This is a genomic window from Brevundimonas sp. (assembly GCF_016463295.1).
Lineage (GTDB): Bacteria > Pseudomonadota > Alphaproteobacteria > Caulobacterales > Caulobacteraceae > Brevundimonas.
Genome location: NZ_JAEMRO010000032.1, coordinates 1 through 23,017, shown reverse-complemented (window position 1 = coordinate 23,017; position 23,017 = coordinate 1). Strand labels below are relative to the sequence as shown.

General features: G+C 66.1%; 27 protein-coding genes and 1 pseudogene. 19 read left to right on the top strand and 9 right to left on the bottom strand.

Annotated elements, in window-relative coordinates; all coding sequences use genetic code 11:
• Window positions 1–96: pseudogene (locus JHC81_RS08490) on the bottom strand (BAX inhibitor (BI)-1/YccA family protein); the annotation flags it as partial.
• 126 nt (window positions 97–222) lie between these two features.
• Here JHC81_RS08490 and thpR point away from each other — a divergent pair.
• From thpR to JHC81_RS08450, 8 genes are all read left to right on the top strand, one after another.
• The gene (thpR, locus tag JHC81_RS08485) at window positions 223–762 is read left to right on the top strand and encodes an RNA 2',3'-cyclic phosphodiesterase (protein ID WP_292173299.1); all 540 of its coding nucleotides are present in this window, start codon (window positions 223–225) and stop codon (window positions 760–762) included.
• On the top strand, window positions 759–1,295 hold the full coding sequence (locus JHC81_RS08480) for a GNAT family N-acetyltransferase (protein ID WP_292173297.1): 537 nt from the start codon (window positions 759–761) through the stop codon (window positions 1,293–1,295). The genes thpR and JHC81_RS08480 overlap by 4 nt, the downstream gene beginning before the upstream one ends.
• Window positions 1,296–1,361: 66 nt before the next feature.
• A complete protein-coding gene (locus JHC81_RS08475; protein ID WP_292173294.1) occupies window positions 1,362–2,603 on the top strand; it encodes an NAD-dependent epimerase/dehydratase family protein in 1,242 nt (413 codons plus the stop codon).
• Window positions 2,604–2,610: 7 nt separating this feature from the next.
• Entirely contained in the window at window positions 2,611–3,480 is an 870-nt protein-coding gene (locus JHC81_RS08470; protein WP_292173289.1) for an SDR family oxidoreductase, read from the top strand.
• Window positions 3,481–3,572: 92 nt separating this feature from the next.
• A complete protein-coding gene (locus tag JHC81_RS08465) occupies window positions 3,573–4,196 on the top strand; it encodes a hypothetical protein (protein ID WP_292173287.1) in 624 nt (207 codons plus the stop codon).
• Window positions 4,193–4,522 (top strand): transcriptional regulator, encoded by a 330-nt coding sequence (locus JHC81_RS08460; RefSeq protein ID WP_292173284.1) that lies wholly within the window; start codon window positions 4,193–4,195, stop codon window positions 4,520–4,522. Before JHC81_RS08465 ends, JHC81_RS08460 begins: the two co-directional genes overlap by 4 nt.
• A 48-nt stretch (window positions 4,523–4,570) precedes the next feature.
• Complete coding sequence (locus tag JHC81_RS08455; RefSeq protein ID WP_292173283.1) at window positions 4,571–5,350, top strand: tyrosine-protein phosphatase; 780 nt, start codon at window positions 4,571–4,573, stop codon at window positions 5,348–5,350.
• Window positions 5,347–6,642, top strand: a complete 1,296-nt coding sequence (locus JHC81_RS08450) for a chorismate-binding protein (RefSeq protein ID WP_292173281.1) — start codon at window positions 5,347–5,349, stop codon at window positions 6,640–6,642. The genes JHC81_RS08455 and JHC81_RS08450 overlap by 4 nt, the downstream gene beginning before the upstream one ends.
• Here JHC81_RS08450 and JHC81_RS08445 read toward each other — a convergent pair.
• Genes JHC81_RS08445 through JHC81_RS08435 form a run of 3 tightly spaced genes read right to left on the bottom strand, consistent with a single transcriptional unit; the run spans window position 6,639 to window position 8,149 of the window.
• On the bottom strand, window positions 6,639–7,172 hold the full coding sequence (locus JHC81_RS08445; RefSeq protein ID WP_292173279.1) for a TadE/TadG family type IV pilus assembly protein: 534 nt from the start codon (window positions 7,170–7,172) through the stop codon (window positions 6,639–6,641). The two genes, JHC81_RS08450 and JHC81_RS08445, sit on opposite strands and share 4 nt — an antisense overlap.
• Window positions 7,172–7,681 carry a TadE/TadG family type IV pilus assembly protein gene (locus JHC81_RS08440; protein ID WP_292173276.1) on the bottom strand — a complete coding sequence of 170 codons (510 nt, stop codon included), beginning with the start codon at window positions 7,679–7,681 and terminating at the stop codon, window positions 7,172–7,174. The genes JHC81_RS08445 and JHC81_RS08440 overlap by 1 nt, the downstream gene beginning before the upstream one ends.
• 36 nt (window positions 7,682–7,717) lie before the next feature.
• Entirely contained in the window at window positions 7,718–8,149 is a 432-nt protein-coding gene (locus tag JHC81_RS08435; RefSeq protein WP_292173273.1) for a pilus assembly protein N-terminal domain-containing protein, read from the bottom strand.
• A gap of 278 nt (window positions 8,150–8,427) precedes the next feature.
• Between JHC81_RS08435 and JHC81_RS08430 the strand changes: the two genes are divergently transcribed.
• The 9 genes from JHC81_RS08430 to JHC81_RS08390 all read left to right on the top strand — a co-directional run bounded on the left by JHC81_RS08430 (window position 8,428) and on the right by JHC81_RS08390 (window position 17,686).
• On the top strand, window positions 8,428–8,601 hold the full coding sequence (locus JHC81_RS08430) for a Flp family type IVb pilin (RefSeq protein WP_292173270.1): 174 nt from the start codon (window positions 8,428–8,430) through the stop codon (window positions 8,599–8,601).
• A gap of 113 nt (window positions 8,602–8,714) precedes the next feature.
• Window positions 8,715–9,227, top strand: a complete 513-nt coding sequence (locus tag JHC81_RS08425) for a prepilin peptidase (RefSeq protein ID WP_292173267.1) — start codon at window positions 8,715–8,717, stop codon at window positions 9,225–9,227.
• A gap of 131 nt (window positions 9,228–9,358) precedes the next feature.
• Window positions 9,359–10,282, top strand: a complete 924-nt coding sequence (gene cpaB / locus JHC81_RS08420; RefSeq protein WP_292173265.1) for a Flp pilus assembly protein CpaB — start codon at window positions 9,359–9,361, stop codon at window positions 10,280–10,282.
• A complete protein-coding gene (locus JHC81_RS08415; protein ID WP_292173263.1) occupies window positions 10,279–11,676 on the top strand; it encodes a type II and III secretion system protein family protein in 1,398 nt (465 codons plus the stop codon). The genes cpaB and JHC81_RS08415 overlap by 4 nt, the downstream gene beginning before the upstream one ends.
• Before the next feature lie 8 nt (window positions 11,677–11,684).
• Entirely contained in the window at window positions 11,685–12,356 is a 672-nt protein-coding gene (locus tag JHC81_RS08410) for a CpaD family pilus assembly lipoprotein (protein WP_292173261.1), read from the top strand.
• 5 nt (window positions 12,357–12,361) lie between these two features.
• A complete protein-coding gene (locus JHC81_RS08405; protein WP_292173258.1) occupies window positions 12,362–14,068 on the top strand; it encodes an AAA family ATPase in 1,707 nt (568 codons plus the stop codon).
• Between the two features lie 108 nt (window positions 14,069–14,176).
• Entirely contained in the window at window positions 14,177–15,712 is a 1,536-nt protein-coding gene (locus JHC81_RS08400) for a CpaF family protein (protein WP_292173301.1), read from the top strand.
• Window positions 15,713–15,718: 6 nt separating this feature from the next.
• Entirely contained in the window at window positions 15,719–16,693 is a 975-nt protein-coding gene (locus tag JHC81_RS08395; protein ID WP_292173257.1) for a type II secretion system F family protein, read from the top strand.
• 9 nt (window positions 16,694–16,702) lie between these two features.
• Window positions 16,703–17,686 carry a type II secretion system F family protein gene (locus tag JHC81_RS08390; protein WP_292173255.1) on the top strand — a complete coding sequence of 328 codons (984 nt, stop codon included), beginning with the start codon at window positions 16,703–16,705 and terminating at the stop codon, window positions 17,684–17,686.
• Window positions 17,687–17,693: 7 nt separating this feature from the next.
• Here JHC81_RS08390 and JHC81_RS08385 read toward each other — a convergent pair whose 3' ends face one another.
• Genes JHC81_RS08385 through JHC81_RS08375 form a run of 3 tightly spaced genes read right to left on the bottom strand, consistent with a single transcriptional unit; the run spans window position 17,694 to window position 19,841 of the window.
• Entirely contained in the window at window positions 17,694–18,128 is a 435-nt protein-coding gene (locus tag JHC81_RS08385; RefSeq protein WP_292173252.1) for an SRPBCC domain-containing protein, read from the bottom strand.
• Between the two features lie 36 nt (window positions 18,129–18,164).
• Window positions 18,165–19,466: an MFS transporter gene (locus tag JHC81_RS08380; RefSeq protein WP_292173250.1), complete on the bottom strand. Its 1,302-nt coding sequence runs from the start codon at window positions 19,464–19,466 to the stop codon at window positions 18,165–18,167.
• A gap of 39 nt (window positions 19,467–19,505) precedes the next feature.
• Window positions 19,506–19,841 carry a hypothetical protein gene (locus JHC81_RS08375; RefSeq protein WP_292173247.1) on the bottom strand — a complete coding sequence of 112 codons (336 nt, stop codon included), beginning with the start codon at window positions 19,839–19,841 and terminating at the stop codon, window positions 19,506–19,508.
• 205 nt (window positions 19,842–20,046) lie between these two features.
• Here JHC81_RS08375 and JHC81_RS08370 point away from each other — a divergent pair, with 205 nt between their 5' ends.
• Window positions 20,047–20,556 (top strand): GcrA family cell cycle regulator, encoded by a 510-nt coding sequence (locus JHC81_RS08370; RefSeq protein WP_292173244.1) that lies wholly within the window; start codon window positions 20,047–20,049, stop codon window positions 20,554–20,556.
• A 246-nt stretch (window positions 20,557–20,802) separates the two neighbouring features.
• Here the strand turns inward: JHC81_RS08370 and JHC81_RS14430 are convergent, their stop codons facing one another.
• Together JHC81_RS14430 and apaG are read right to left on the bottom strand one after the other, a co-directional pair.
• Window positions 20,803–21,411 carry a DUF4272 domain-containing protein gene (locus tag JHC81_RS14430; RefSeq protein ID WP_366465914.1) on the bottom strand — a complete coding sequence of 203 codons (609 nt, stop codon included), beginning with the start codon at window positions 21,409–21,411 and terminating at the stop codon, window positions 20,803–20,805.
• Between the two features lie 59 nt (window positions 21,412–21,470).
• Window positions 21,471–21,878 carry a Co2+/Mg2+ efflux protein ApaG gene (gene apaG / locus JHC81_RS08365; RefSeq protein ID WP_292173241.1) on the bottom strand — a complete coding sequence of 136 codons (408 nt, stop codon included), beginning with the start codon at window positions 21,876–21,878 and terminating at the stop codon, window positions 21,471–21,473.
• Window positions 21,879–21,958: 80 nt separating this feature from the next.
• Between apaG and JHC81_RS08360 the strand changes: the two genes are divergently transcribed.
• Window positions 21,959–22,987 (top strand): 2'-deoxycytidine 5'-triphosphate deaminase, encoded by a 1,029-nt coding sequence (locus tag JHC81_RS08360; protein WP_292173238.1) that lies wholly within the window; start codon window positions 21,959–21,961, stop codon window positions 22,985–22,987.
• Window positions 22,988–23,017: the final 30 nt, after the last annotated feature.

Here is a 23,017-nt window from a genome sequence, read left to right as displayed (position 1 = left end):
CTTGTTGTAGACGCCCAGCATGAAGCTGCGCAGGCCCGCGTCGACCGACATGTCGGCGGTGACGGGGGCGGAATAGCCGTTTCTGAAATCGCTCATCGCGAGTTCGTCCTCCAAATCCGGCCGGGCGAACCCCGACCTTTGCAACAATATCGGGCGCGACCGGCTCTTCCGCAAGGAAAACCGGACTTGGGCCAAAGGCTGCATCCCGCTACGAACGGTCGCATGATCCGCCTGTTCACCGCCCTGTCGATCCCCGAGGATGTGGCCGAGAGCCTGGCCGCGCGTCAGACCGGCCTGCCCGGTGCGCGCTGGCGAACGGCGGAACAGCTACATGTGACGCTGGCCTTTTATGGCGAGATCGACGAACGCCGGGCCGACGATCTGGCGCTGGAACTGGAGCGGGCACAAGGCACGGGGTCGTTCGAGATCGAACTGGCGGGGGTCGGGGCGTTCGGCGATGCGCATCGCAGCCACACCTTGTGGGCCGGGGTTGCAGCGAGCGAGCGGCTGAATGTGCTGGCCGGGCGCTGCAAGGCGGCGGCCGAGCGCGCGGGGGTGAAGATGGAGAAGCGGACCTATCACCCGCATGTCACCCTGGCCTATCTGAACAGTCAGACCGATCCGGCCCGGCTGGGGGCCTGGGTGGCGCAGAACAATCTGCTGCATTCACCGCCGATCCGCATCGACCAGTTCGGCCTGTATTCCAGCACGCTGAAGAGTGACGGCAGTCTGTATCAACTCGAGCAGGTGTACCGCCTATGACCGGACCCATCCTTGAAACCGAGCGCCTGACCCTGCGCCCTACGGCGCTGGAGGACTTCCCGCGCTGGGCCGAGCTGATGGCCGATCCGGAGACCGCGCGGTTCATCGGCGGGGTTCAGGCCCCAGCGGCGACCTGGCGCGCGATGATGTCGATGGCCGGGGCGTGGAGCCTGACCGGGGTGGCCATGTTCTCGGTGATCGAGCGCGAGACGGGGTTGTGGCTGGGCCGGATCGGCCCATGGCAGCCGCTCGGCTGGCCCGGCACGGAGGTGGGCTGGAGCCTGCATCCCGACGCCCACGGCAAGGGCTATGCGATGGAGGCGGCGATCGCCAGCATCGACTATGCCTTCGACGTCCTGGGCTGGACCGAGGTCATCCACTGCATCGATCCGGACAATGTGCCGTCGCAGAAACTGGCCGAACGTCTGGGCTCCACCAACCGGGGTCCCGGGACCTTGCCGGCACCGTTCGAGACGGCGCGTGTCGACATCTGGGGCCAGAGCCGGGATCAATGGCGGGCGCGGGCGCGTTAAGGCCACGCTTTGCGCGCCACGGCCCTTCGGCTAACGAGGCGTCAGGGTCTATTTGAAGGGTTTGCGATGCGCGTACTGGTTCTGGGTGGTGACGGCTTCTGCGGCTGGCCGACGGCGCTGCACCTGTCGGCGCGGGGCTGGGACGTCTGCGTCGTTGACAATCTAAGCCGCCGCAACATCGACAATGAACTGGAGGTCCAGTCGCTGACACCCATTCGGTCCATGGGCGAGCGGATCGCGGCCTGGCAGGAGGTCAGCGGCAAGACCATCGACTTCGTCAACATGACCGTCGGCAAGGAGTTCGACCGGCTGGTCTCACTGATCCGCGACTGGGCACCCGACAGCGTCGTCCATTTCGCCGAGCAGCGCGCGGCCCCCTATTCGATGAAGTCGGCGCGGCACAAGCTGTACACGGTCGACAACAATCTGAACGCCACTAACCATCTGCTGGCCGCCATCGTCGAGAGCGGGCGTGACGTGCATCTGGCGCACCTGGGGACCATGGGGGTCTATGGCTATACGACCGCCGGCCTGCGTATTCCCGAGGGCTATCTGAAGGTCACGGTGGACACCGACTTCGGCCCGACGGAGCAGGAGATCCTGTTTCCGCCGAACCCCGGGTCGATCTATCACATGACCAAGACCCAGGATGCCCTGCTGTTCCAGTTCTATGCCAAGAACGACGGCGTACGGATCACCGACCTGCACCAGGGCATCGTCTGGGGCACCCAGACGGAAGAGACGCGCCAGGACGAGCGGCTGATCAACCGCTTCGACTATGACGGCGACTATGGGACGGTGCTGAACCGCTTCCTGATGCAGGCGGCGGTCGGCTATCCGCTGACGGTGCATGGCACGGGCGGGCAGACGCGGGCCTTCATCCATCTGCAGGACACGGTGCGCTGCGTCGAGCTGGCACTGAAGAACCCGCCGAAGACGGGCGATCGGGTCAAGATCCTGAACCAGATGACCGAAAGCCGTCGGGTCCGCGACCTGGCCGGCATGATCGCCGGGATGACGGGGGCCGAGGTCCACAATGTCCCCAATCCACGGCAGGAGGCCGACGAGAACGAACTGGTCGTGGCCAATGACCAGTTCCGCGATCTGGGGCTGAAGCCTATCACCCTGGCCCAGGGGCTGATGGACGAGGTGACCGACATCGCGCGCCGCTATGCCGACCGGGCCGATCCGGCCAAGGTGCCGTGCGTGTCGACCTGGAACAGCAAGCGGGCAGAGGCGGTGAAGACGGAAACCGCGGTCGCGGTAACGCCGCCCCGCCCGGCCACGCCCCGCGCCGTCTCGGCCTGAGCCCTTCATGACCCAGGTCGCCGAAGCCTCATGTCTGCTGATTTTCGGTGGCGGCTGGCTGGGCGAGGCCGTGGCGCTGGCGGCTGTTGAGAGAGGTGACCGCGTCGTCCTGACCAGTCGCGATCCCGCGCGACGGGCAGAGCTGGCGGCCTCCGGTTTCGAGGCCATCGATCCCACCGACGAGTCGGCCCTGACGCAAGCTGTTGGCACGGCGAAAGCTATCCTTGTCACCGCACCGCCCGGGGCATCGGGCTGTCCGGGGCTGGAGGCCCTGGTGCCCGCGATCACCGCATCGGGGGCCTATCCGGACTGGATCGGCTATGTATCCTCCACCGCAGTCTATGGCGACCGGGACGGAGGCTGGGCGTTCGAGGACGACGCCCTGAACGCCGCCAGCCTGGAGGGTGCACGGCGGGTGCGGGCCGAGCGGGACTGGCTGGATGCGGGTCAGGGGATGGGGCTGACAGTGCAGATCTTCCGCCTGCCGGCCCTGTACGGCCCCGGCCGTTCGCCGATCGACCGGCTGAGAGACGGGACGGCACGGCGAGTCCGCAAGCCCGGCCAGGTATTCAACCGCATCCATGTGGACGACGTTGTCAGCGGCCTGTTCGCCTCCATGGCCAAGCCCCATCCGGGCCGGGCCTATACGCTGTGCGACGATGAACCGGCCGCAGCGGACGCGGTCATGGAGTGGGCGGCCGACCACATGGGCCTTCCCCAGCCGCCCGAGGTCGACTGGACCGACCCATCCGTCAGCGACGGCATGCGGCGCTTCTATCTGGACTCCAAGCGGCTTTCGAACGCCCGCGCCAAGGCCGAGCTTGGCTGGCGGCCCCAATATCCGACCTACCGCGAGGGCCTGAAAAGCCTGATGTGAAACTGCAAGTCGTTCCGCACGACATTGCCATGACAATGCACTTTACAATACAAAGCACTTGTCGTACGTCCTCGTTCAAGGAGGACTTCATCATGACCCACGACCCCATCGACACCCCCGCCGACATCGCCTGGATGCGCCGATTGGCCGAGGAGGGAGCCAGCACGCCCATGCGCGGTGGCTCGTTCCTGATGACCGGCGGCCTGGTCTTCGGCATCGCCAGCCTGTTCCACTGGGCTTTCGCGACGGATCTGCTGCCTGGCGGAATGGACGCCGTCTGGATCCCCTGGCTGGCATCGGGCCTGATCTACGCTGCCTTCATCGCCATCGCGACGCCTCAGCTCAAGCGGACGGAGACGGTCCAGACGACGGCCAACAAGGCCTCGGCCATCGCGTGGTCGGCCATGGGCTGGGGCATCTTTGCGATGTTCGTCTCGATGGTGACACTGGGGTGGAAACTCGGCGTGGACACCCTGCCCGTCATCTCGGCCCTGATCCCGTCGATCATTCTGGTCTTCTACGCGACCGGCTGGGCCGTCAGCGCCGTCATGCACCGCTCGCGGGCCATGTGGATCCTGTCGATCGCCAGCTTAATCGCCGCACCGATCCTGGCCCTGTTCGCGGGCAGCACGGCACAGTACCTGGCCTATGCAGCGGCCCTGATCGGCCTGATGGGCCTGCCGGGCTACATCTTCATGCGGGCGGCCGGAAAATGAGCGAGCCTGCGGCAAAGGTCGAAGAGGCGTTCGACATCAACCGCATCGACGACGTCATCCACGGCCGGGTTCGCCTTGGCATCATGGCGATCCTGTCGGGGGTGGAGAGCGCGGACTTCAACACCCTGAAGACCCGGCTTTCCGCCACGGACGGCAATCTGTCGGTGCACCTGCGCAAGCTGGAGGATGCCGGCTTCGTGGCGGTGACCAAACGGTTCGAGGGGCGCAAACCCCTGACCGAGGCCAGTATGACCCCCTCGGGGCGAAAGGCCTTCATCGCCTATCTGGATGCCATGCAGGGGCTGGTGAACGGCTCGCCGGGCTGAGACATCGATGCGGTGGCGAGCGGTTATGGGGTCGGCTAGAAGCGCCCCATGACCGACCGCATTCATCGCTTCGACGACCTGGATAATTTCCGCGATTTCGGGGACTACAATACGGCGGCGGGGCGGCGGCTGAAGATGGGCCATCTGTTCCGCGCGGGGCATCAGTCACGCGTCAGCGATGCGGACCTGGAGCGGCTGGCGGCCCTGAACATCGCCACCGTGGTGGACCTGCGCCGCCCCAGCGAACGGCGCGACCAGCCCTCGCGGCGATGGGCCGGCTTCGACGGGCTGGTGATCGAAAGCGATCTGGACGATGGCGGCGAGGCCCCGCACATGCGATTCTTGCGCGAGGCGGAGCTGACCCCCGTGTCCGGTCGGGCCTTCATGATCGACACCTATCGCACCCTGCCGTTCGACGAAGGCCATCTGGACACCTTCGCCCGCTATTTCCGCACGCTGGGCGATAGCGACCGGCCCGTGCTGATCCACTGTGCGGTCGGCAAGGATCGCACGGGGACGCTGGCCGCCCTGACACATCACCTGCTGGGCGTGCACCGCGACGACATGATGGCCGACTATCTGCTGACCAACACCGCTGTCGATCTGGAGGCTCGCGCGCCCGCGATTGCGCGCCAGCTGGAAAAGCGGACGGGCCGCGTCGCCTCGCATGAGGCAGTGGTTGCGTTTCTGGGCGTCGATGCGGTCTTTCTCGAGACGGCGCTGGCGACGATCATGGAGCGCCACGGTTCCGTCGACGCCTATCTGGAACAGGCCCTGGGCGTGGACGCGGGCTTGCGCGACCGGATCGGCGAACGGTTGAGCGCATGACCTTGACGGCGCGCCAGGTCAGGGCGTGCGACTGGCACGAACCGCTGGCGGTGGCCAACGGATTGAGGGATCGCGACGGACTGCTGGTTCTGTTGTCCGATGGGGGCTCGCTGGGGCGACGATCCTTCGTGGCGGCCAAACCTGACCGCGTTGAAGTCGGGCCGCTGGTGGACAGTTCGCGGCTGGACGCCTTGCGTGATCCAGACTTTGCCACGGCCACGGTCGGTCTGATCGCCTATGACGCGGGCGCGCGACCGGCGACCGGTGAACGGACCTCGAACTGGCCCGATCTGATGCTGGCGCGCTATCCCACGATGCTGGTGTTCGATCACCAGGCCCGGACCGTCGAGGCCGTGGGACGCGGCATCGATGCGGTGGCAGCACAGGAGGCGTGCGACCGCGCGGCGAGCTGGCTCGACAAGGCGGTGACGCCGGAGGTCCCGCCAGCACCGGCCGTCGCCTTCGTGGAAGAGGAGCCGCCATCGACCTATCGCGCCGCCGTCGCCGACGTCGTGGACCGGATCGCGGCGGGCGAGCTGTTTCAGGCCAATATCGCCCGCGCCTGGTCGGGGACGTTGAAGCCTGAGGCCGGGCCGTTCGACGTGCTGCTGCGGCTGGCCGGACGCGAGGCCGCCTTCGGGGCGTTCTGGCGGATCGGCGACCGGGCCATCGTGTCGAACTCGCCGGAGCTGTTCCTGACCTTCGACTCGGACGACGGGCGGATCGAGACCCGCCCCATCAAGGGCACCCGCATGCGCGATAATGATCCAGTGCGCGATGCGGCCCTGGCCGCCGATCTGCGGGACAGCGCCAAGGATCGGGCCGAAAACCTGATGATCGTCGATCTGATGCGCAACGACTTGTCACGCGTCGCGCACCCTGGATCGGTTCGCGTCGAGCGGTTGTTCGAGATCGAGAGCCATCCGACCGTGCATCATCTGGTCTCGACCGTCGTGGCAAAGGCAAAAGACGGCTCGAGCGCGGCGGACCTGCTGGAGGCGACCTTTCCGCCCGGCTCCATCACAGGGGCCCCCAAGCATCAGGCGATGAAGGTGATCGCTGCGCATGAGGCCCCGCGCGGGCCTTGGTGCGGGAGCCTGTTCCACGTCGACGATGATGGAAGGCTGACGGCCTCGGTCCTGATCCGGACCGCCTCGTTCGAACGCTTTGATGGAATTTGGCATTTCAGGACCCTGGCCGGGGCCGGCATCGTCGCGGACAGCGATCCGGAGGCGGAACTGGCCGAGACGGAAGCCAAGATCAGGGCGCTACGAGAGGCCCTTACAGGCTAGCAGTTGGAGCAGAGCACCTTGTCCACCACGCGTGGCCGCAGATAGTAGGTGCGCTGAAGCTTGGTGATGCCGGGCAGATATCTGTCGACCGGCGACTGATAGTCATAGATGGCTTCGGACAGGATCAGGCTCTCGCCGTTGTTGATCAGGCCCGCCGGCACGGTGACGGTTCCTGTGCGGGGCGTCATCCCACGGCCAAAACTCCAATCGACCTGAACCACCCCGTTGTTGTCGCGGGTGACGCTGGATACGCGGGTCTGCAGGGGGCTGGGCGAAAACGGCTCCATGATCTGGTTGCCGATATTGAAGATGTCGGTCAGGTCGTTGCGCGTCACCGACTGGGCCTGGGCCGTCAGGTCGGCCACCATGGAGGTGACGTGGCTCATCCGCTTCTGCGCCATATAGGCCTGGCAGACCTCGACCATGCCGAAGTAGAGCGCGATCATGATTGGCGCGAGAAGCGCGAATTCGACGGCCGAAACCCCGCTCTGATCCTGGCGGAACCGTTTCAACCAATTTCGGGATGCCATCATGCCGGCTCGTTCCGAAAGGCCGTGGCCGACATTAGGCGGGCGTTGCCGTCGCTCAGACGCGACAGACCCTGACCCAGGAAGGTCGTCACCAGCGGCTGACGATACCAGACGCGCACCAGCACCAGACTGCCGAAGGTGCCATAGTTGAAGTCCAGCTGGCTCTCATCGAAGCTGGTGCCATTGCTCATGGGATCCGGAACCGGAGAGCCGAAGGCGGGGATCACCCGCACATCGATGCTGACGCGGTCATCGCACTGGGTGGAGAAGATGCTCATTCGCCCGCACAGATCGTCGCGAAACTCTTGCGCGGTCATGTCGGCGGCCTCGGCCTGACCCGTGCGGATCAGGCGGCCGCTCTCGATCGTGGCATTGCCCAGGACGGAATCGACCACGAAGATCAGGCCTAGCTCCAGGAGGGCGAAGATCATGAAGGTGAACGGCAGGATGACCATGGCAAACTCGACGGCGGCCGCGCCTTCGCGCTTGCCTCCACGCCCTTTCGTCATGGGTCGTCCCCGTGCGCGCCTCATGGCCGAGATACCTTACTGGGACCCAGCGGGCGCAGCAGTGGCGGACCTGCCGCCGGACGAGCCCCTGGCCGTCGCAGAGCAGGACGAACCACAGGCCATCTCGGTCGACTGACCGCCGCGCCAGACGCGGACACGTCCTTGACCGGACCCGTCGCTGACGATCACCTGGCGTTCGAAGACGGTACGGCCGATGGCGTCCACGGCCACAATCTCGGTCACGCCATACCCCTTGCCGGTGATGTACAGCGTGTTGGAATCAACGACCGTGACATCCGCGATCTGGGGATTGCCGACGATGACGGACCCGGCGGCACCGCGCAGCGGGATGCGCACGGCCTGATCGATGCTGACATTCAGGGGGGCGGACTGGGCCGTTGCCGCCAGCGGCGAGGCCATCAAGGCCAGGGCGCTGAGAGGGGCCAGAAGACGGTGAGGTCGGGACATGGCGTCGGTATCCAATGAACGGGCGCGCGCGTGAGCGTTGGCCGATCATCGATCGTAATCCTGAACAAAGGCTAAAGCCTGTCGCGCAGTTGCCGAATACACGAAACGAGGCGGTTCTGCGGCGTGAAATCAGAGAAAAATGGTAAATGCAAAAGTAACCATGACGAACTACCTCACCTTAACTTCGGTCGGTGTTTATAGGCATTGTTACGGGGGTGAAGCGGGCGACCGACCTCTCCCACAGTTGTCCGCTAGACCTTTTTTGAAAGAGAACACACATGACCAAGTTCATTTCCAAGTTCGTGTCCGACGAGTCGGGCGCCACCGCCATCGAATACGGCCTGATCGCCGCCCTGATCGCCGTCGCGATCATCACGGCCCTGACCCTGCTGGGTGGCAACATCAGCAAGGCCTTCAACAAGGTCGCTACGGAAGTCGGCAAGGGCGCCTAAGCCCTACCGGTTCTCAGAACCTGAAGGAGGCCGGAGCGGCGACGCTCCGGCCTTTTTCTTGTCCGGCGCGGCGCGAAACCAGACTTTAACGCGTGGTCGTTTACCAAGGCACCATGGACATTCTGATCTTCCTGATACTTGCGATCATGCCGGCCCTGACCATCGTCGCAGGGCTGAAGGACATCACGACCATGACCATTCCGAACTGGATTTCGGTGGCGCTGGTGATCGCCTTCTTTCCAGCCGCCGCGGCGGTGGGTCTGCCTCCGATGACGATCCTGCTGCATGTCGGTATCGCGTTTGCGGCCCTGATCGTGGCGATGGGCCTGTTTGCCCTGCGCGTGTTCGGCGGTGGCGACGGCAAGCTGATCGCCGCCACCTGTCTGTGGATGGGCCTGTCCGGGACGGGGCCGTTCGTGTTGTGGACGGCGGTGATCGGCGGTCTGTTCTGCCTGATCGTCATCCTCGCCCGCCAGCATGTCCGGCCGTTCGTGTTCGGGGCACCGGCCTGGGTCGATGTGCTGATGGAGCCGAAGGGCGACATCCCCTATGGCACCGCCATCGCCGCGGGGGCCCTGATGGCCTATCCGGCGTCGCCGCTGGTCATGGCCTTTCTGGCCCGTTGAGCGAACGGCGAAGTTTGAAAAACATCGGTCGCCGCGTTTAGGGGGGCGTTAACCCCCGACCCCCATGATCATTAACGGTAGAGCGCCACAGGACCCGGTCCTGACGGGGTGCGACCCTGCCGGAGATCGTGATGAAGCCTGCAAGAATTGCCGTGATCGGGGTTGCCGCCGTCGCCGCCATCGGCCTGGCCCTGGTGGTCCGTGCCATGGGTTCGGGCGGTGAGCCGACCGCCACCGCCACCGCCGCCCCCGTCGAAACCCGCCCCATGGCCCAGGTGCTGGTCGCCGCTCAGGATCTGGCCCCCGGCCAGCGTCTGACCGAAGCCGATCTGGCCTGGAAGGAATGGGCTGTCGATGAGGTCAATCCCGCCTTCATCACCGACGGCTCTGTGCCCATCCCCTCGGCCGAAAAGTCCGAGGAAGAGATCAAGGCCGAGACCGAGGCTGCCAAGCCCGAGGGCGCCGTCGCCTCCGTGACCCGTGCGGCCACCAATCTGGCCACCGGCGGGGCCAAGGCCGACTATGTCGGTTCGGTCGTGCGCGAGCCCATCCTGGCCGGCGAACCGATCATCGCCCGCAAGATCGTGCGCGCCGGCGACAGTGGCTATATGGCCGCCTATCTGGAGCCTGGCATGCGCGCCATGTCGATTGCGATCGGCGTCGAGACGTCCGCCGGCGGCTTCATCCTGCCTGGCGACCGGGTCGATGTGGTCCTGACGCGCGAAATGGAAAGTGCTTCCACCGAGGGCAGCCGCAACAAGTTCGATTCCAGAACCGTCCTGCAGAACCTCAAGGTGCTCGCCATCGATCAGGCGACCCGCCTGGGCGACGATGCCCAGACCGTCGTCGGCGCGACGGCTACCCTTGAGGTCTCGCCTCAGGATGGAGAAGCCCTGGCCCTCGCCGTGGCCGAAGGGGACCTCAGTCTGTCGCTACGGTCCTATGCCGATACGGGAGGACCGTCGGGGCGGACCTATGCCCGCGCCACACAAGTTCAACCGTCTGCCGTTCGCGTCTATCGCGGTGGCGCACCCGAAGTGGTGGTGGTCCAATGAAACGCCTGCTCCTCGGCTGTTTGGCGGTCCTGACCGTCGCCGCCCCCGTCATGGCCGCGCCTTCACTGGCGCAGGCCCAGTCCCGATCCTCGCTGCCGATGGGCGCGGGCAGCCAGCTGATCAACCTGCCGCGCGGCTCGTCCATGGCGGTGGATCTGCCCGCTGACGCCCGCGACGTGATCGTGCCCAACCCCGTCGTGGCCGAGGCCATGCTGCACTCGCCGCGCCGGATCACCATCATCGGCCTGCAGCCGGGCGAGACCGATGCGGTCGTGCTGGATGCCTCGGGCCGGACCATCCTGTCGCTGCGCATCCGCGTCGATGCCGGCGTGTCGGCCCTCCAGGATACGCTGAGCCGGGTCATGCCGGGCTCTCAGGTTCGCGCCGAGGCGGTCAACGACAGCATCATCCTGACCGGCCAGGTCGGCAGCCCCGGCGAGGCCGATCGCGCCACCCAGGTGGCCCGCGCCTTCGTCGCCGCGCCGGAGAAGGTCATCAACATGATGACCATCGGCGGCTCCGATCAGGTCATGGTCAAGGCCCGCGTCATCGAGGTGCAGCGCAACGCCGTCAAACAACTGGGCGTCGACGCCACCGCCCTGGTCCAGGGCGTCGGTGACGGGCTGAGGTTCGCCCAGACCGCCACATTCGCCGTGTCCGGAAGCCAGCTGGGCGGCGGCAGTCTGGGGTATACCGACGGTTCGTTGAACACGACCCTGCGGGCTTTCGAACGGGCCGGTCTGGTTCGCATCCTGGCCGAGCCCAATACGACGGCGGTCAACGGCGAAAGCGCCGAGTTCCTGGCCGGTGGCGAATTCCCCGTGCCGGTCGGACGCGACAACGACGGCAACATCCTGATCGAGTTCAAGCCCTACGGCGTGCGCCTGGCCTTCCGCCCGGTCGTGCTGTCCGAAGGCCGGATTTCGCTGCAACTTTCGACCGAGGTCTCGGAACTGTCGACGCAGGGGGCCTTTACCCTGGGCGGCACGGCCGACAATGCCCTGATCATCCCGGCCCTGGCCGTGCGGCGGGCGTCGTCGACGGTCGAGCTTCCGTCGGGCGGCTCGCTGATGATCGCTGGCCTGCTGCGCGAGGATCTGCGCCAGAACATCGATCAGCTGCCGGGTCTGGGTTCGGTCCCGGTCCTGGGTGCCCTGTTCCGCTCGCGCGACTACATCAGCGGCGAAACCGAACTGGTCATCATCCTGGAAGCCTACATCGTCTCGCCGACGTCGCCCGGCAATCTGCAGACCCCGGCCGACGGCCTGGTCATCGCCAACGACGCCCAGACCATCCTGTTCGGCCAGTTGAACCAGCGCTACGGCGGCGGCACGGCTAACGCGGCCGCACCGGACGCCGGCTGGACCGGTCCTGTGGGCTATGTGATCGAATGAGGTACGCCGTGAACCACGCCCCCATCGCCGCCCTTGCCGCGCTCGCCCTGACCCTCGGGGCCTGCTCCACCGTCACGACGGGTCAGATGAATACGGCTCCGGTGACGCCGCTGTCGCAATATGTGCTGCAGGTCGAGCCAGGCGTGGACCGCATCGCCCTGGCCGTGCACGATCAGGGGCTGTCGGGCAATCAGCATGCGGCCCTTCGCGGGCTGGTCTCGCGGTTCGCGGACCAGCGGGCCGAGGTCCTGCGCATCGAGGCTCCTACGGGCAACGATCCGGTGGCGGCGGCCCAGGCCTATGCCATGCGCGACGCCATCCAGGCGATGGGCGTTCCGGGCGATCGCATCCAGGTCGTCGGCTATGATGCGCCGGATTCCCGTGCGCCCGTGCTGGCCGGGTTCGAAGTCTTGCGGGCCCATGTGCCGGATTGTTCGGCCGAGCCGCGCAGCCTGGGCTCACGCTTTTCAAACCTGCCGACCGGCGGCTTCGGCTGTGCCGTCACGGCCAACATGGCGGCTCAGATCGCCGATCCGCGCGACATCCGTTCGCCCCGCACCTTCCAGCCGGCCGACAGCGGTCGGGCCGCCGTGGTCTTCGCCCGCTATCGCCAGGGCGAGCTGGCCTCAGCCGAACAGGAAACCCTGGTGCGCGGTCGCGTCGCCCAGGCCGTGGAATAGCACCGATGAGCAACGCCTTCGCACCCCGCGCCTTCGAGGATTTCGACGAGGACTTCGACCTGGACATGGGAGCCGATCTGACGCCGACGCCGGGCCACGCCCCGCATCCCACGGCGGCCTCCGCCCATCCCGGTTTCGTCCAGGCCCCGGCGCAGAGTGCGGAAGAGCGGGCTCCGCTCCGGTTCACGGCTCCGGCCGGTATCGCCCCCGTCGTCCCTGCAACACCCGCTGCTCCGGTCCCGGACGCGCCGGCCGACTGGACCGCAGTCGTCTCGCCTGAGGCGCCGGCCCCCCTTTCGATGCACGTCCCGGGCCAGGACGCGCCTGTCCCGCCGGTGCCTGCGGACGCCGCCATGCCGGCCCTTCGTCCTGCCGAACCCGATTATGACGCCTCGGGCTATAATCCGGTCGGTGACATGGTCGCGGGCGCATCCGCCGCCTTTTCGCCGCCGGTCACGACCACGCCCGAAGTGTCGGTGCCGCGCATCGCCATCCACATCTTCGCCGAGCGTCAGGACACCCTGGCCGCCGCCGATCGCGCGGCCCAGGACCGTCGCCTGTCGCGGGCCACGACCCAGATCCGCATCGGCGGCATTCCCGCGGCCGTCGAGGCTTACCAGCACGAGCCCACGCCCCCGCTGATTGTCGTCGAATGCCTGAGCGATCCGCAGCGCCTGCTGTGGGAGGTCGATCAGCTGGCCGAGGTCTGTGACGCGGGCACCAAGGTCGTGGTCATCGGCCCGACCAACGACATCCTTCTGTTCCGTGAACTGATGCGGCGCGGGGTCAGCGAATATCTGGTCGCGCCCCTGCAACCGCTGCAACTGATCACCGCCATCGGCGGCCTGTTCGCCGATCCGGCCCAGCCCTTCATCGGTCGCTCGATCGCCTTCGTCGGCGCGCGCGGCGGCTCGGGGGCCAGTTCGATCGCCCACAACACCGCCTATGCGATCAGCGAGAAGATCGGGGCCAATACGGTCATCGTCGACTACGACCTGCCGTTCGGCACGGCCGGGCTGGATTTCAACCAGGACCCGCTGAACGGCGTCGCCGACGCCCTGACCCAGCCGGACCGACTGGATGCCACCTTGCTGGACCGGATGATGGTCCGCTGCACCGACAAGCTGAGCCTGTTCGCGGCGCCCGCCACACTCGATACCGACTGGGACATCTCGGCCGATGCCTTCGAGGAGGTGACCAGCCAGATCCGCTCGACGGCACCGTTCGTCATCCTCGATCTCCCCCACCTGTGGTCCGGCTGGATGCGCCGCACCCTGATCACCGCCGATGAGGTGGTCGTGGTGGCCACGCCCGATCTGGCCAGCTTGCGCAACGCCAAGAACATGATGGATCTGATCCGTCAGGGACGCCCGAACGATGCGCCGCCGCGTCTTGTGCTGAACCAGGTCGGCGTGCCCGGTCGCCCGGAAATCCCGGCCAAGGATTTCGGCACGGCCCTGGGTGTCCATCCCAGCCTGATCATTCCCTTCGATCCCAAGACCTTCGGCACCGCCGCCAACAACGGCCAGATGATCGTCGACGCCGGGGCCAAGTCCAAGGCGGCGGAAGCCTTCCAGACCCTGGCCCAGATCGTGTCCCAGCGTGAACTGCCCCAGGCCCAGCCCTCGAAGATGCGCGCCCTGCCGGCACCGTCCGGCTCCAAGCCCGCGGGCAAATCCCTGTTCTCCGGCCTGTTCAAGAAGAAGTCCTGATCCGTGTTCGGCAAGCGTACAGGTCAACCCGGCAGTCCCCCGCCCGCAGAGCGTGCAGCGGCGGCCGCGCCCCTGCCCAAGCCGGTGATCGGGGGCAATGACGACCTGATGCTGGACGAGGCGCCCGCGCCCCAGCCGCAAGCGTTTGCCTTCGGGAGCACGGAATCCATCGCCGCTGCGGACGCCCAGCAGCGCAAGAAGGACAGCTATACCGCCAAGCCCGCCTCCGAGGCCGCCGACCGGCTGGATGCCCTGGCCAATCGCCCGCGCGAGGTCGAGACCAAGCCCAAGGACGGGCCCGGCCCCAAGGCCACTGCCGGCTTCGAACAGCTGAAGAAGGCCCAGGCCGTCGCCGAGATTGTCCGCGAACAGTCAGACTATTATCACGCCACCAAGACGACCATCTTCAACGCCCTGATGAACACCATCGACCTGGCCCAGCTGGCCGGTCTGGAGGCCAAGGCGGCGGCGGAGGAAATCCGCGACATCGTCGCCGAGCTGGTGGCGATCAAGAACGTCTCCATGTCGGTGGCCGAGCAGGAGCATCTGGTTCAGGACATCGTCAACGACGTCCTGGGCTATGGCCCGCTGGAGCCCCTGCTGAGCCGCGACGATATCGCCGACATCATGGTCAATGGCGCGGGCCGGGTCTTCATCGAGGTGAACGGCAAGGTCCAGCTGACCAATATCCGTTTCCGCGACAATGCTCAGCTGATGAACATCTGTCAGCGGATCGTGTCGCAGGTCGGCCGCCGCGTCGATGAAAGCTCGCCCATCTGCGACGCCCGTCTGGCCGACGGTTCTCGCGTCAACGTCATCGCGCCGCCGCTGGCGATCGACGGCCCGACGCTGACCATCCGGAAGTTCAAGAAAGACAAGCTGACGATGAAGAACCTGGTGGAGTTCGCCTCCATCAGTCCCGAGGGCGCCCGTGTGCTGGGCGTCATCGGCGCATCGCGATGCAATCTGGTGATCTCGGGCGGTACAGGCTCGGGCAAGACCACCCTGTTGAACACCCTGACCGCCTTCATCGACCCGACCGAGCGCGTCATCACCTGCGAAGATGCGGCCGAGCTGCAACTGCAGCAGCCGCACGTCGTCCGCCTGGAAACCCGCCCGCCCAATCTGGAAGGGCAGGGCACGATCACCATGCGGGATCTGGTCAAGAACTGCCTGCGGATGCGGCCTGAACGCATCATCGTCGGCGAGGTGCGCGGACCCGAGGCCTTCGACCTGCTCCAGGCCATGAACACCGGCCACGATGGCTCCATGGGCACGCTGCACGCCAACAGCCCGCGCGAGGCCATCAGCCGGATGGAATCCATGATCACCATGGGCGGCTATGGCCTGCCGTCCAAGACGATCCGCGAGATGATCGTCGGCTCGGTCGATGTCATCGTTCAGGCCGCGCGTCTGCGCGACGGCTCGCGCCGCATCACCCACATCACCGAGGTGGTGGGGCTGGAAGGCGACGTCATCGTGACCCAGGACCTGTTCGTCTACGAGATCACCGGCGAGGACGAGCACGGCAAGATCATCGGCCGTCACCGCTCGACCGGCATCGCGCGCCCGCGCTTCTGGGACCGCGCCCGGTACTACGGTCTGGAGCGCGAGCTGGCCGAGGCCCTGGACGCGGCGGAGTAACAGACGATGCTGCCGATCCTCGCCGCCGTCCTGGCCTTCATCACCATCGGCGGCCTGGGCTGGGCCTTCGTCGGCGGCGGCGATTCCAGCGAACAGGCGCTGAAGCGCGCCCAGACATTCTCGAACACCAGTCCAAGCAGTGCCGCCGCGCGCAAGGCTGCCGCCAATACGCCCGAAGCCCGCCGCAAGCAGATCATGCTGCAGCTGCAGGAATCCGAGCGGCGCGAGCGCAAGGCCCGCGTCACCATATCCGCCAAGCTGAAACAGGCCGGACTGAAAATGTCGGTGCCGGTCTTCTGGATCGTCAGCGCCGTCCTGGGCGTCATGGCGATACTGGTGACCTTCGTCCTGGGGCTGAACATCTTCATCGCCCTGGGCATCGGGATCGTGTTCGGCCTGGGCCTGCCGCGCTGGGTGGTGGGCTTTCTGGGCAAGCGCAGGCGGGCCAAATTCTCCCTCGCCTTTGCCGATGCCGTCGACGTCATCGTGCGCGGCATCAAGTCCGGCCTGCCGGTCCACGACTGTTTCAAGATCATCGCCAAGGAGGCGCCCCTGCCGCTGGGGCCGGAGTTCCAGACCCTGGTCGAGGGGCTGGGCGTCGGCCTGACGCTGAGCCAGGCGCTGGACAAGATGTACGAGCGCATGCCCACGCCGGAGCTGAAGTTCTTCACCATCGTCATCGCCATTCAGCAGAAGACGGGCGGCAACCTGGCCGAGGCGCTGAACAACCTGTCGGTCGTGCTGCGGGCGCGCCGGATGATGGGCGAAAAGATCAAGGCCATGTCGTCAGAGGCGACGGCCTCGGCCGGCATCATCGGCTCGCTGCCGCCCGCCGTCATGATCATGGTCTGGCTGACGACGCCCGACTACATCATGAAGCTGTTCAATGACCCCCGGGGCAACTTCATGCTCCTGATCGCCGTCCTGATGATGAGCTTCGGCATCTTCGTCATGAAGAAGATGATCTCGTTCAAGTTCTAGGAGCCGGGTATGAACGATATCATCGCCTTCTTCACCGACGTCCCGACCCTGCTCAGCATCGTCGTGGGCGTGCTGGTGTTCGCCACGGTCATGACCGTGCTGAGTTCCTTCGGCGGCGGGGTCAAGCTGGAGGGGCGGATGAAGGCCGTCGCCGCGCGTCGCGACGAGCTGAAGCGCCGCTCGCGCCAGGCCATGGCCAGCAACAATGCGCCCGGTGCGCTGCGCCACACCGACGACGGCTTCAAGAAGACGGTGGTCGAAAAGCTGAACCTGACCAAGATGCTGGAGGATCCCAAGGTCGCCGAGAAGATGGCCCAAGCAGGCTTTCGCGGGCCCAAGCCCCTGACGACCTTCTACTTCTTCCGCTTCTCGATGCCGTTCGTGCTGATGGCCGTCGCCATCCTCTATGTGTTCGTCATCAACGACTTCGGCCTGGACCTGATGCCACGGATCGCCATCGTCATCTTCGCGGCGGCGATCGGCTTCTATGCGCCCAATCTGTACATCGGCAACCGCATCTCCAAGCGGAAGACCTCGATCATGCAGGCCTTTCCCGATGCCCTCGACCTGCTGCTGATCTGCGTGGAGGCCGGCATGTCGATCGAGGCCGCGATCAGCAAGGTCAGCCAGGAAATCGGTGCCTCCTCCATTGATCTGGCCGAAGAGCTGTCCCTGCTGTCCGCCGAACTCAGCTATCTGCCGGACCGCCGCATGGCCTATGAGGGTCTGGCTAAGCGGACCAATCATCCGGGCGTCAAGTCGGTGGCGACGGCCATGACCCAGGCCGAGACCTACGGCACGCCGCTGTCGACCGCGCTACGCGTCATGGCCAAGGAAAACCGCGAGTTGCGCCTGTCCGCCGCCGAGAAGAAGGCGGCCTCGCTGCCCGCCAAGCTGACGGTGCCGATGATCCTGTTCTTCCTGCCGGTGCTGTTCATCGTCATCCTGACGCCAGCGGTCATCAGCATCATGGATACGATGAAGAGCAACTGAGGCCGGGTCAGACCTCGATCGCGGCGCGCCAGCCCTCGGCCACGGCCTCGACCGCACCGCGCAGAGCCTTCTTGTGCTTGTCGAAATGCATTTCGCCGCGCAGGCCGGTGAAGATATAGCCATTGGCCACGATACTGCTGCCGGGCTCCAGCTCCTCGATCTCGAAATAGCGCAGCGACTGAAACCACAGGCCGCGTTTTTCGGTCCAGACCAGCTGGGCATTGGGTTGCCAGTCGCTGACGACCGCCTCCACCGGACGCGGCGCCGCGCCGGGAAGGGTTTCCGTCAGGGCCACCTTGCCGCCGAAGGCGATGGTGCCGCTGATGCCCTTTTCGATCGGGTTCCAGCGGTGCCAGCTGTCCAGCTGTTCGATGACGGCCCAGATCCGGTCGACGGGGGCCTGGATGCCGAAGCGTTTCTCGATGCGTGCGATCGTGGTCATGCCGCTGATCTGGCACGACTTCCGGGCAAGTTAAAGTCAGCGATTGCCCTCAGGGCCAGGCTGCGACGCCGGGGGCGTGTCGGCTGACGGCGTCTCGTCGCGACCCGGCAGGTCTTCGGGCCCGAGACGCAGGCGCGGGCTGACGAAGCACAACAGGGTGGCCACCGCCAGCATCACGGCATTGGCGATGAAGGGGCCGGGCTCGGCCAGCTCGTACAGGGCCACGCCGATCACGGGCGGAGCCAGGAAGCTGAGGCCCGCCAGCGACATCATCAGCCCGGCGACCGCTCCCTGCTCGTGGCTGCCCACGGCCAGGGACGATCCGGCGGTGAAACCGGGCCGGGCAAAGCCGACGCCCATCGACACCACCGCATAGCCCATGACCACGCCATAATAGCCAGGCGAGGCGATGCTGAGCAGATTGCCGACCAGCGCCAGTCCGGCCCCCCAGCGCATCAGGTCGCGCGGCTGAAGCTTCAGGAGCGGGATCAGGCCCCATTGCGCCAGCAGGGTCGCCGCCGCGCCCGCGAACATGGCCAGGGCAATGAAGGGCTGGGTGTCGGCCGCCCCTGTCCCCGTCACCGCCAGTTCGTCGATGATGTGAAAACCCAGCACCGAGATGTTGATTGCCTGGGCCCCGGTGATCATCAGGCCGTACAGCAGATAATCCCGCACGCGCGGGTCCTTCCACAGGCCCTTGCCGGTCGTGTCGCGCCGTCCGCTGGGCGAGGGGGTGCGCACCACATCGCCACTGGGCAGACGCCGCCAGACGACGATCAGGGCGATCAGACCCATGGCCGCGAATCCGTACATGGGCCCGGCCAGACCGATCAGCGGCAGGACGAACAGGGGGGCCAGGGTCGGGCCGATGACGGTGCCCAATCCTTGCGCCGAGGCCAGCAGGGACATGGCCTGTGTCCGCTGTTCCGGCGTGGTGCGATCGGCGACATAGGCTTGCGACGCGATGGGCGCGGCCGAGCCGAAGACGCCATAGACGGTGCGCGCGATCGCCATCAGGGCAAACGCCAGGCCAACGCCCAGCCACCGCTCCAGCCCCGCCGTCGTCGCCAGGCCGAACCCGGTCATCGACAGGACGAAGCCGGTCAGGCCGATCATCATGACCTTCTTGCGCCCCAGCCGATCCGACAGCCGCGCCCAGAAGGGCGAGGCCACAGTCCACATCAGGGCGGAGATGGCGAAAGCACCGGCGACGAGCGTATCGCTCAGTTCGAACGCGCGGCCGATATTGGGCAGCACCGACTGCAGCGCCATGTTCCCCGCCGCCGCGATCAGGCTGACGCAGAACAGTATGGCGAAGGCGGGCGAGCGGAGGTTCACAACGCAGTCCTAGACCCGCCGTTGCGACAGGTCACCCCATCAGTCCGCAGGAAAAGCCTTCAAGCGCCGGTCGTCGTCCAGCCCCAGCCTGGCCTTGACCTCGAACAGGTCGGCGCCCGCCGGGACGATCAGCAGGGCCTTGGGGTTGGCGGCATTGACGGCCACAACCGCATTTCTCGGACAGACGTCGAAACAGTCGGTGCCGACCACGGCCAGTTCGGCCTTCCGCCCCTTGCCCGCCTTCAGATATTTGCGCAGCGCCTTCTTCAACGTCTTGTCGCCATCAGGGCCAAAGCCGCCGTCCAGCTTCTTCTGGCATTTGCGACAGACCAGGACGACGTCGCGCCAGCGGGTTTTTGAAGTCTTCAGGGCCATGTCCGCCAGATCGCCGTTCGCAAGGCCGGACGCAAGGGCGGCGTTTCAACGCAATGGAGGTTAACCATACAAGATGTGGTTCCTGTGGACGGACGGAATCGCACATCTTGCGTCAATTAAGCGCTCGTTTACGATTGGTGGTAGGTCGAGACCTTCGGAGGGAAGTCTGGACCCCATATATTGAATCCGTACCCCGGAGGGCATGATGACCGCAGGCTGGACAGAAGATCGCGTCGGCGCGCTGACGAAGCTTTGGCTGGAGGGTCAGTCGGCCAGCCAGATCGCCAAACAGCTGGGCGGCGGCGTCACCCGCAATGCCGTGATCGGCAAGGTGCACCGCCTGGGCCTGTCGGGCCGGGCCGCGCCTTCGCAGCCGGCACGCGCCACCTTCCGCACCGCCCGTCCTCGCCCCGCCCCTCAGGCGACCCAGGCCCCCTCGGCCCCGCGCCGCATCGAGGCGGTTCAGCCGCGTCCGGCCGCGCCGTCGGTGCCCGCGCCCATGCCCGACCTGCCCGGCACCGCTACGGTGATGACCCTGGGCGCCCACATGTGCAAATGGCCCATCGGTGATCCGTCGTCGTCGGAGTTCACCTTCTGCGGTCGCCGCGCCTCGGAAGGCGTCTATTGCGTCGAGCACGCCCGCGTCGCCTACCAGCCCCAGGTCAAGAAGGGCGGCTCCAACGATCTGGCCCGCAGCCTGAGGCGTTATATCTAAGGGGCGCTAACGCTCGCGACGCGGTCGCTCGCTGCTTGAGCGCGCGTCGCTGATTTTCTGCATTTCCGCGCGCTCAAGCAGGCGATAGCCGATAGCGCCCCAAGAAATGTCACGAATGGCTCTTAGAGAGCCGCCCTCCACCTCGACGATGCACCCGCATGCGCCGTCGAGTGACTGGGGCGGGGCTGCGGTTATCCGGGTTGACGCAGCCCCTCACCCCCGCCCATTTTCTGATTACCGCAGAGCCTATTTCCACCACTTTCGATGGACTGCGACGGGTTGAGCCCAATCTTGCGAACCTGACGCCCAAGCTAGGGCATTAAACCGGTGTCTGACCCAAAGACCGCTTTGAAGCTGGGGAGTTGGGCGTCCTGAGGCTTTTGCCTGATCGAAAGCCCATACAAGGCATGCTGCTGCATAACCGGCCCTCTGCACTTCGGCTCGCGTCCTCAAACGAGCTCGTGATCGCCAAGCCAATGTCGTCGGCATTGGCTCAAGCCGGATATCCGGCAAGAGTTGGACGAAGGTATCAGGACAACCTTCAACAGGATCAAGTTCCAGCGTCAGTCCTGCTAGCCAGAACAGCGCCCACAAGGCCTCGACCTGCTCTCGATATGGCTCAAAATCGGTATTTGCCCCCTCAAGCACTGACGCTTCGTCAGGCGTGAGGTGTCCGCCGAGGCGCTCCTGCTGGATCCATGCCTCAGACCGCTGAGCGGAAAATCCGTGAGCGACAGCCGACACCGCATGGAGAACGAAAATGCGATCCAATACGCTGTCCAGCGACCGCATCTGTTCGAACTCGAGCGGGACAACAGCAGCAGGATCGGCCGGAAGGCCGAGAGACTTCACCATCTCCCAGGCCTGAGCTCGATCATTGCGGCTCAGTCCGTCTGTTTGCCAAGGCCATTTCATCAGTTCAGCACCCGCCTCTGCCCCGGCACGTCCAGACTAAACGCCGGGATCGCGGCATCGAAGCTGCGGCCCTCGGCATCCACCATCGCATAACTGCCGACCATAGAACCGGACGGCGTCGTCAGGGGGCAGCCGGAGGCATAGGTATAGCTGCCGCCCGGCGCGATCACGGGCTGTTCGCCGACGACGCCGGGGCCGCGCACGTCCTCGACCTGGCCTCTGGCGTCGGTGATGACCCAGTGGCGGGCCATCAGCTGCACCGCCAGACCTGTCAGGTTCACGATCTCCACCTGATAGGCCCAGACCCAGCGCCCGGCGTCGGGGTTCGACTGGCCCGCCAGAAAGCTGGGGCGGACGCGGACGACGATGCCGTCAGTCTCGGCTTCATAGGCGGGGGTGTCGTGCATCGGCCTATCGTCCGCCGCGGGGGCCAAACGTCAAGCGTCAGAGGGGGAGACACGGCGCGAATTCGTGTAAGGCGGCTCCCATGCAGTCCATCGACCTTTCCGTTGCGGGCATCCTGCCCTGCCAGTCCATCGAGACCCTGATCGCCACCGGCGCGATCGTGTCCGATACCCCCTTCGACGCCGACCAGGTCCAGCCGGCCAGTCTGGACCTGCGCCTGTCCAATGAGGCCTGGCGGGTCCGCGCCAGCTTCCTGCCCGGTCAGCGCAAGGTGCTGGACCGCATCGCCGACGTCTCCATGCATCCCATCGATCTGTCGGGCGGCTATGTGCTGGAAAAGGGCTGCGTCTACATCGCCCGGCTGCAGGAGCGGTTGAGCCTGCCGCGCGGCCTGATCGCGCGCGCCAATCCCAAGAGCTCGACCGGGCGGGTCGACGTCTTCGTGCGCCTGCTGACCGATCAGGGGGCCTCGTTCGACGATGTCGCCGAGGGCTATGACGGGCCGCTGTATATGGAGATCGCGCCCCAGACCTTTTCAATCCTGGTGCGGCCCGGCACCCGGCTGAACCAGCTGCGGCTAAAGGCGGGCGAGCCGCCCAAGCTGGAGACCCGCAGCGTCGGCGTCGACCTAAGGGCCGGGGACAACGGCATCGTCGGCTATCGCGGTCGCCGCCATGCGGGCGTGGTCAACATGGACCATATCGACGGTCACGACCCGCGCGACTTCTGGGAGCCGCTGACCCTGCGCCGGGGCGAGCTGCTGCTGGACCCGGGCGAGTTCTACATCCTGGCCTCATCCGACGACGTGGAAATCCCCGTCGATCAGGCCGCGGAGATGACCCCCATCGATCCGTCGGTGGGCGAGTTCCGCGTCCATTATGCCGGCTTCTTCGACCCCGGCTTCGGTACGGACGAGGCGCACGGGGCGGGGTCCAAGGGCGTGCTGGAGGTTCGCACCCACGACACCCCCTTCCTGCTGGAACACGGCCAGATCGTCGCCCGCTTGGTCTATGAACCCCTGACGGAACGCCCTACCCGCCTGTATGGCGAAGGCGGCAGCCACTATCAGAGCCAGGGCCTGAAGCTCAGCAAGCATTTCAGGGTGTGGTGAGGGCGAGGTTCTAGGGGCTAAGGGGCTAGG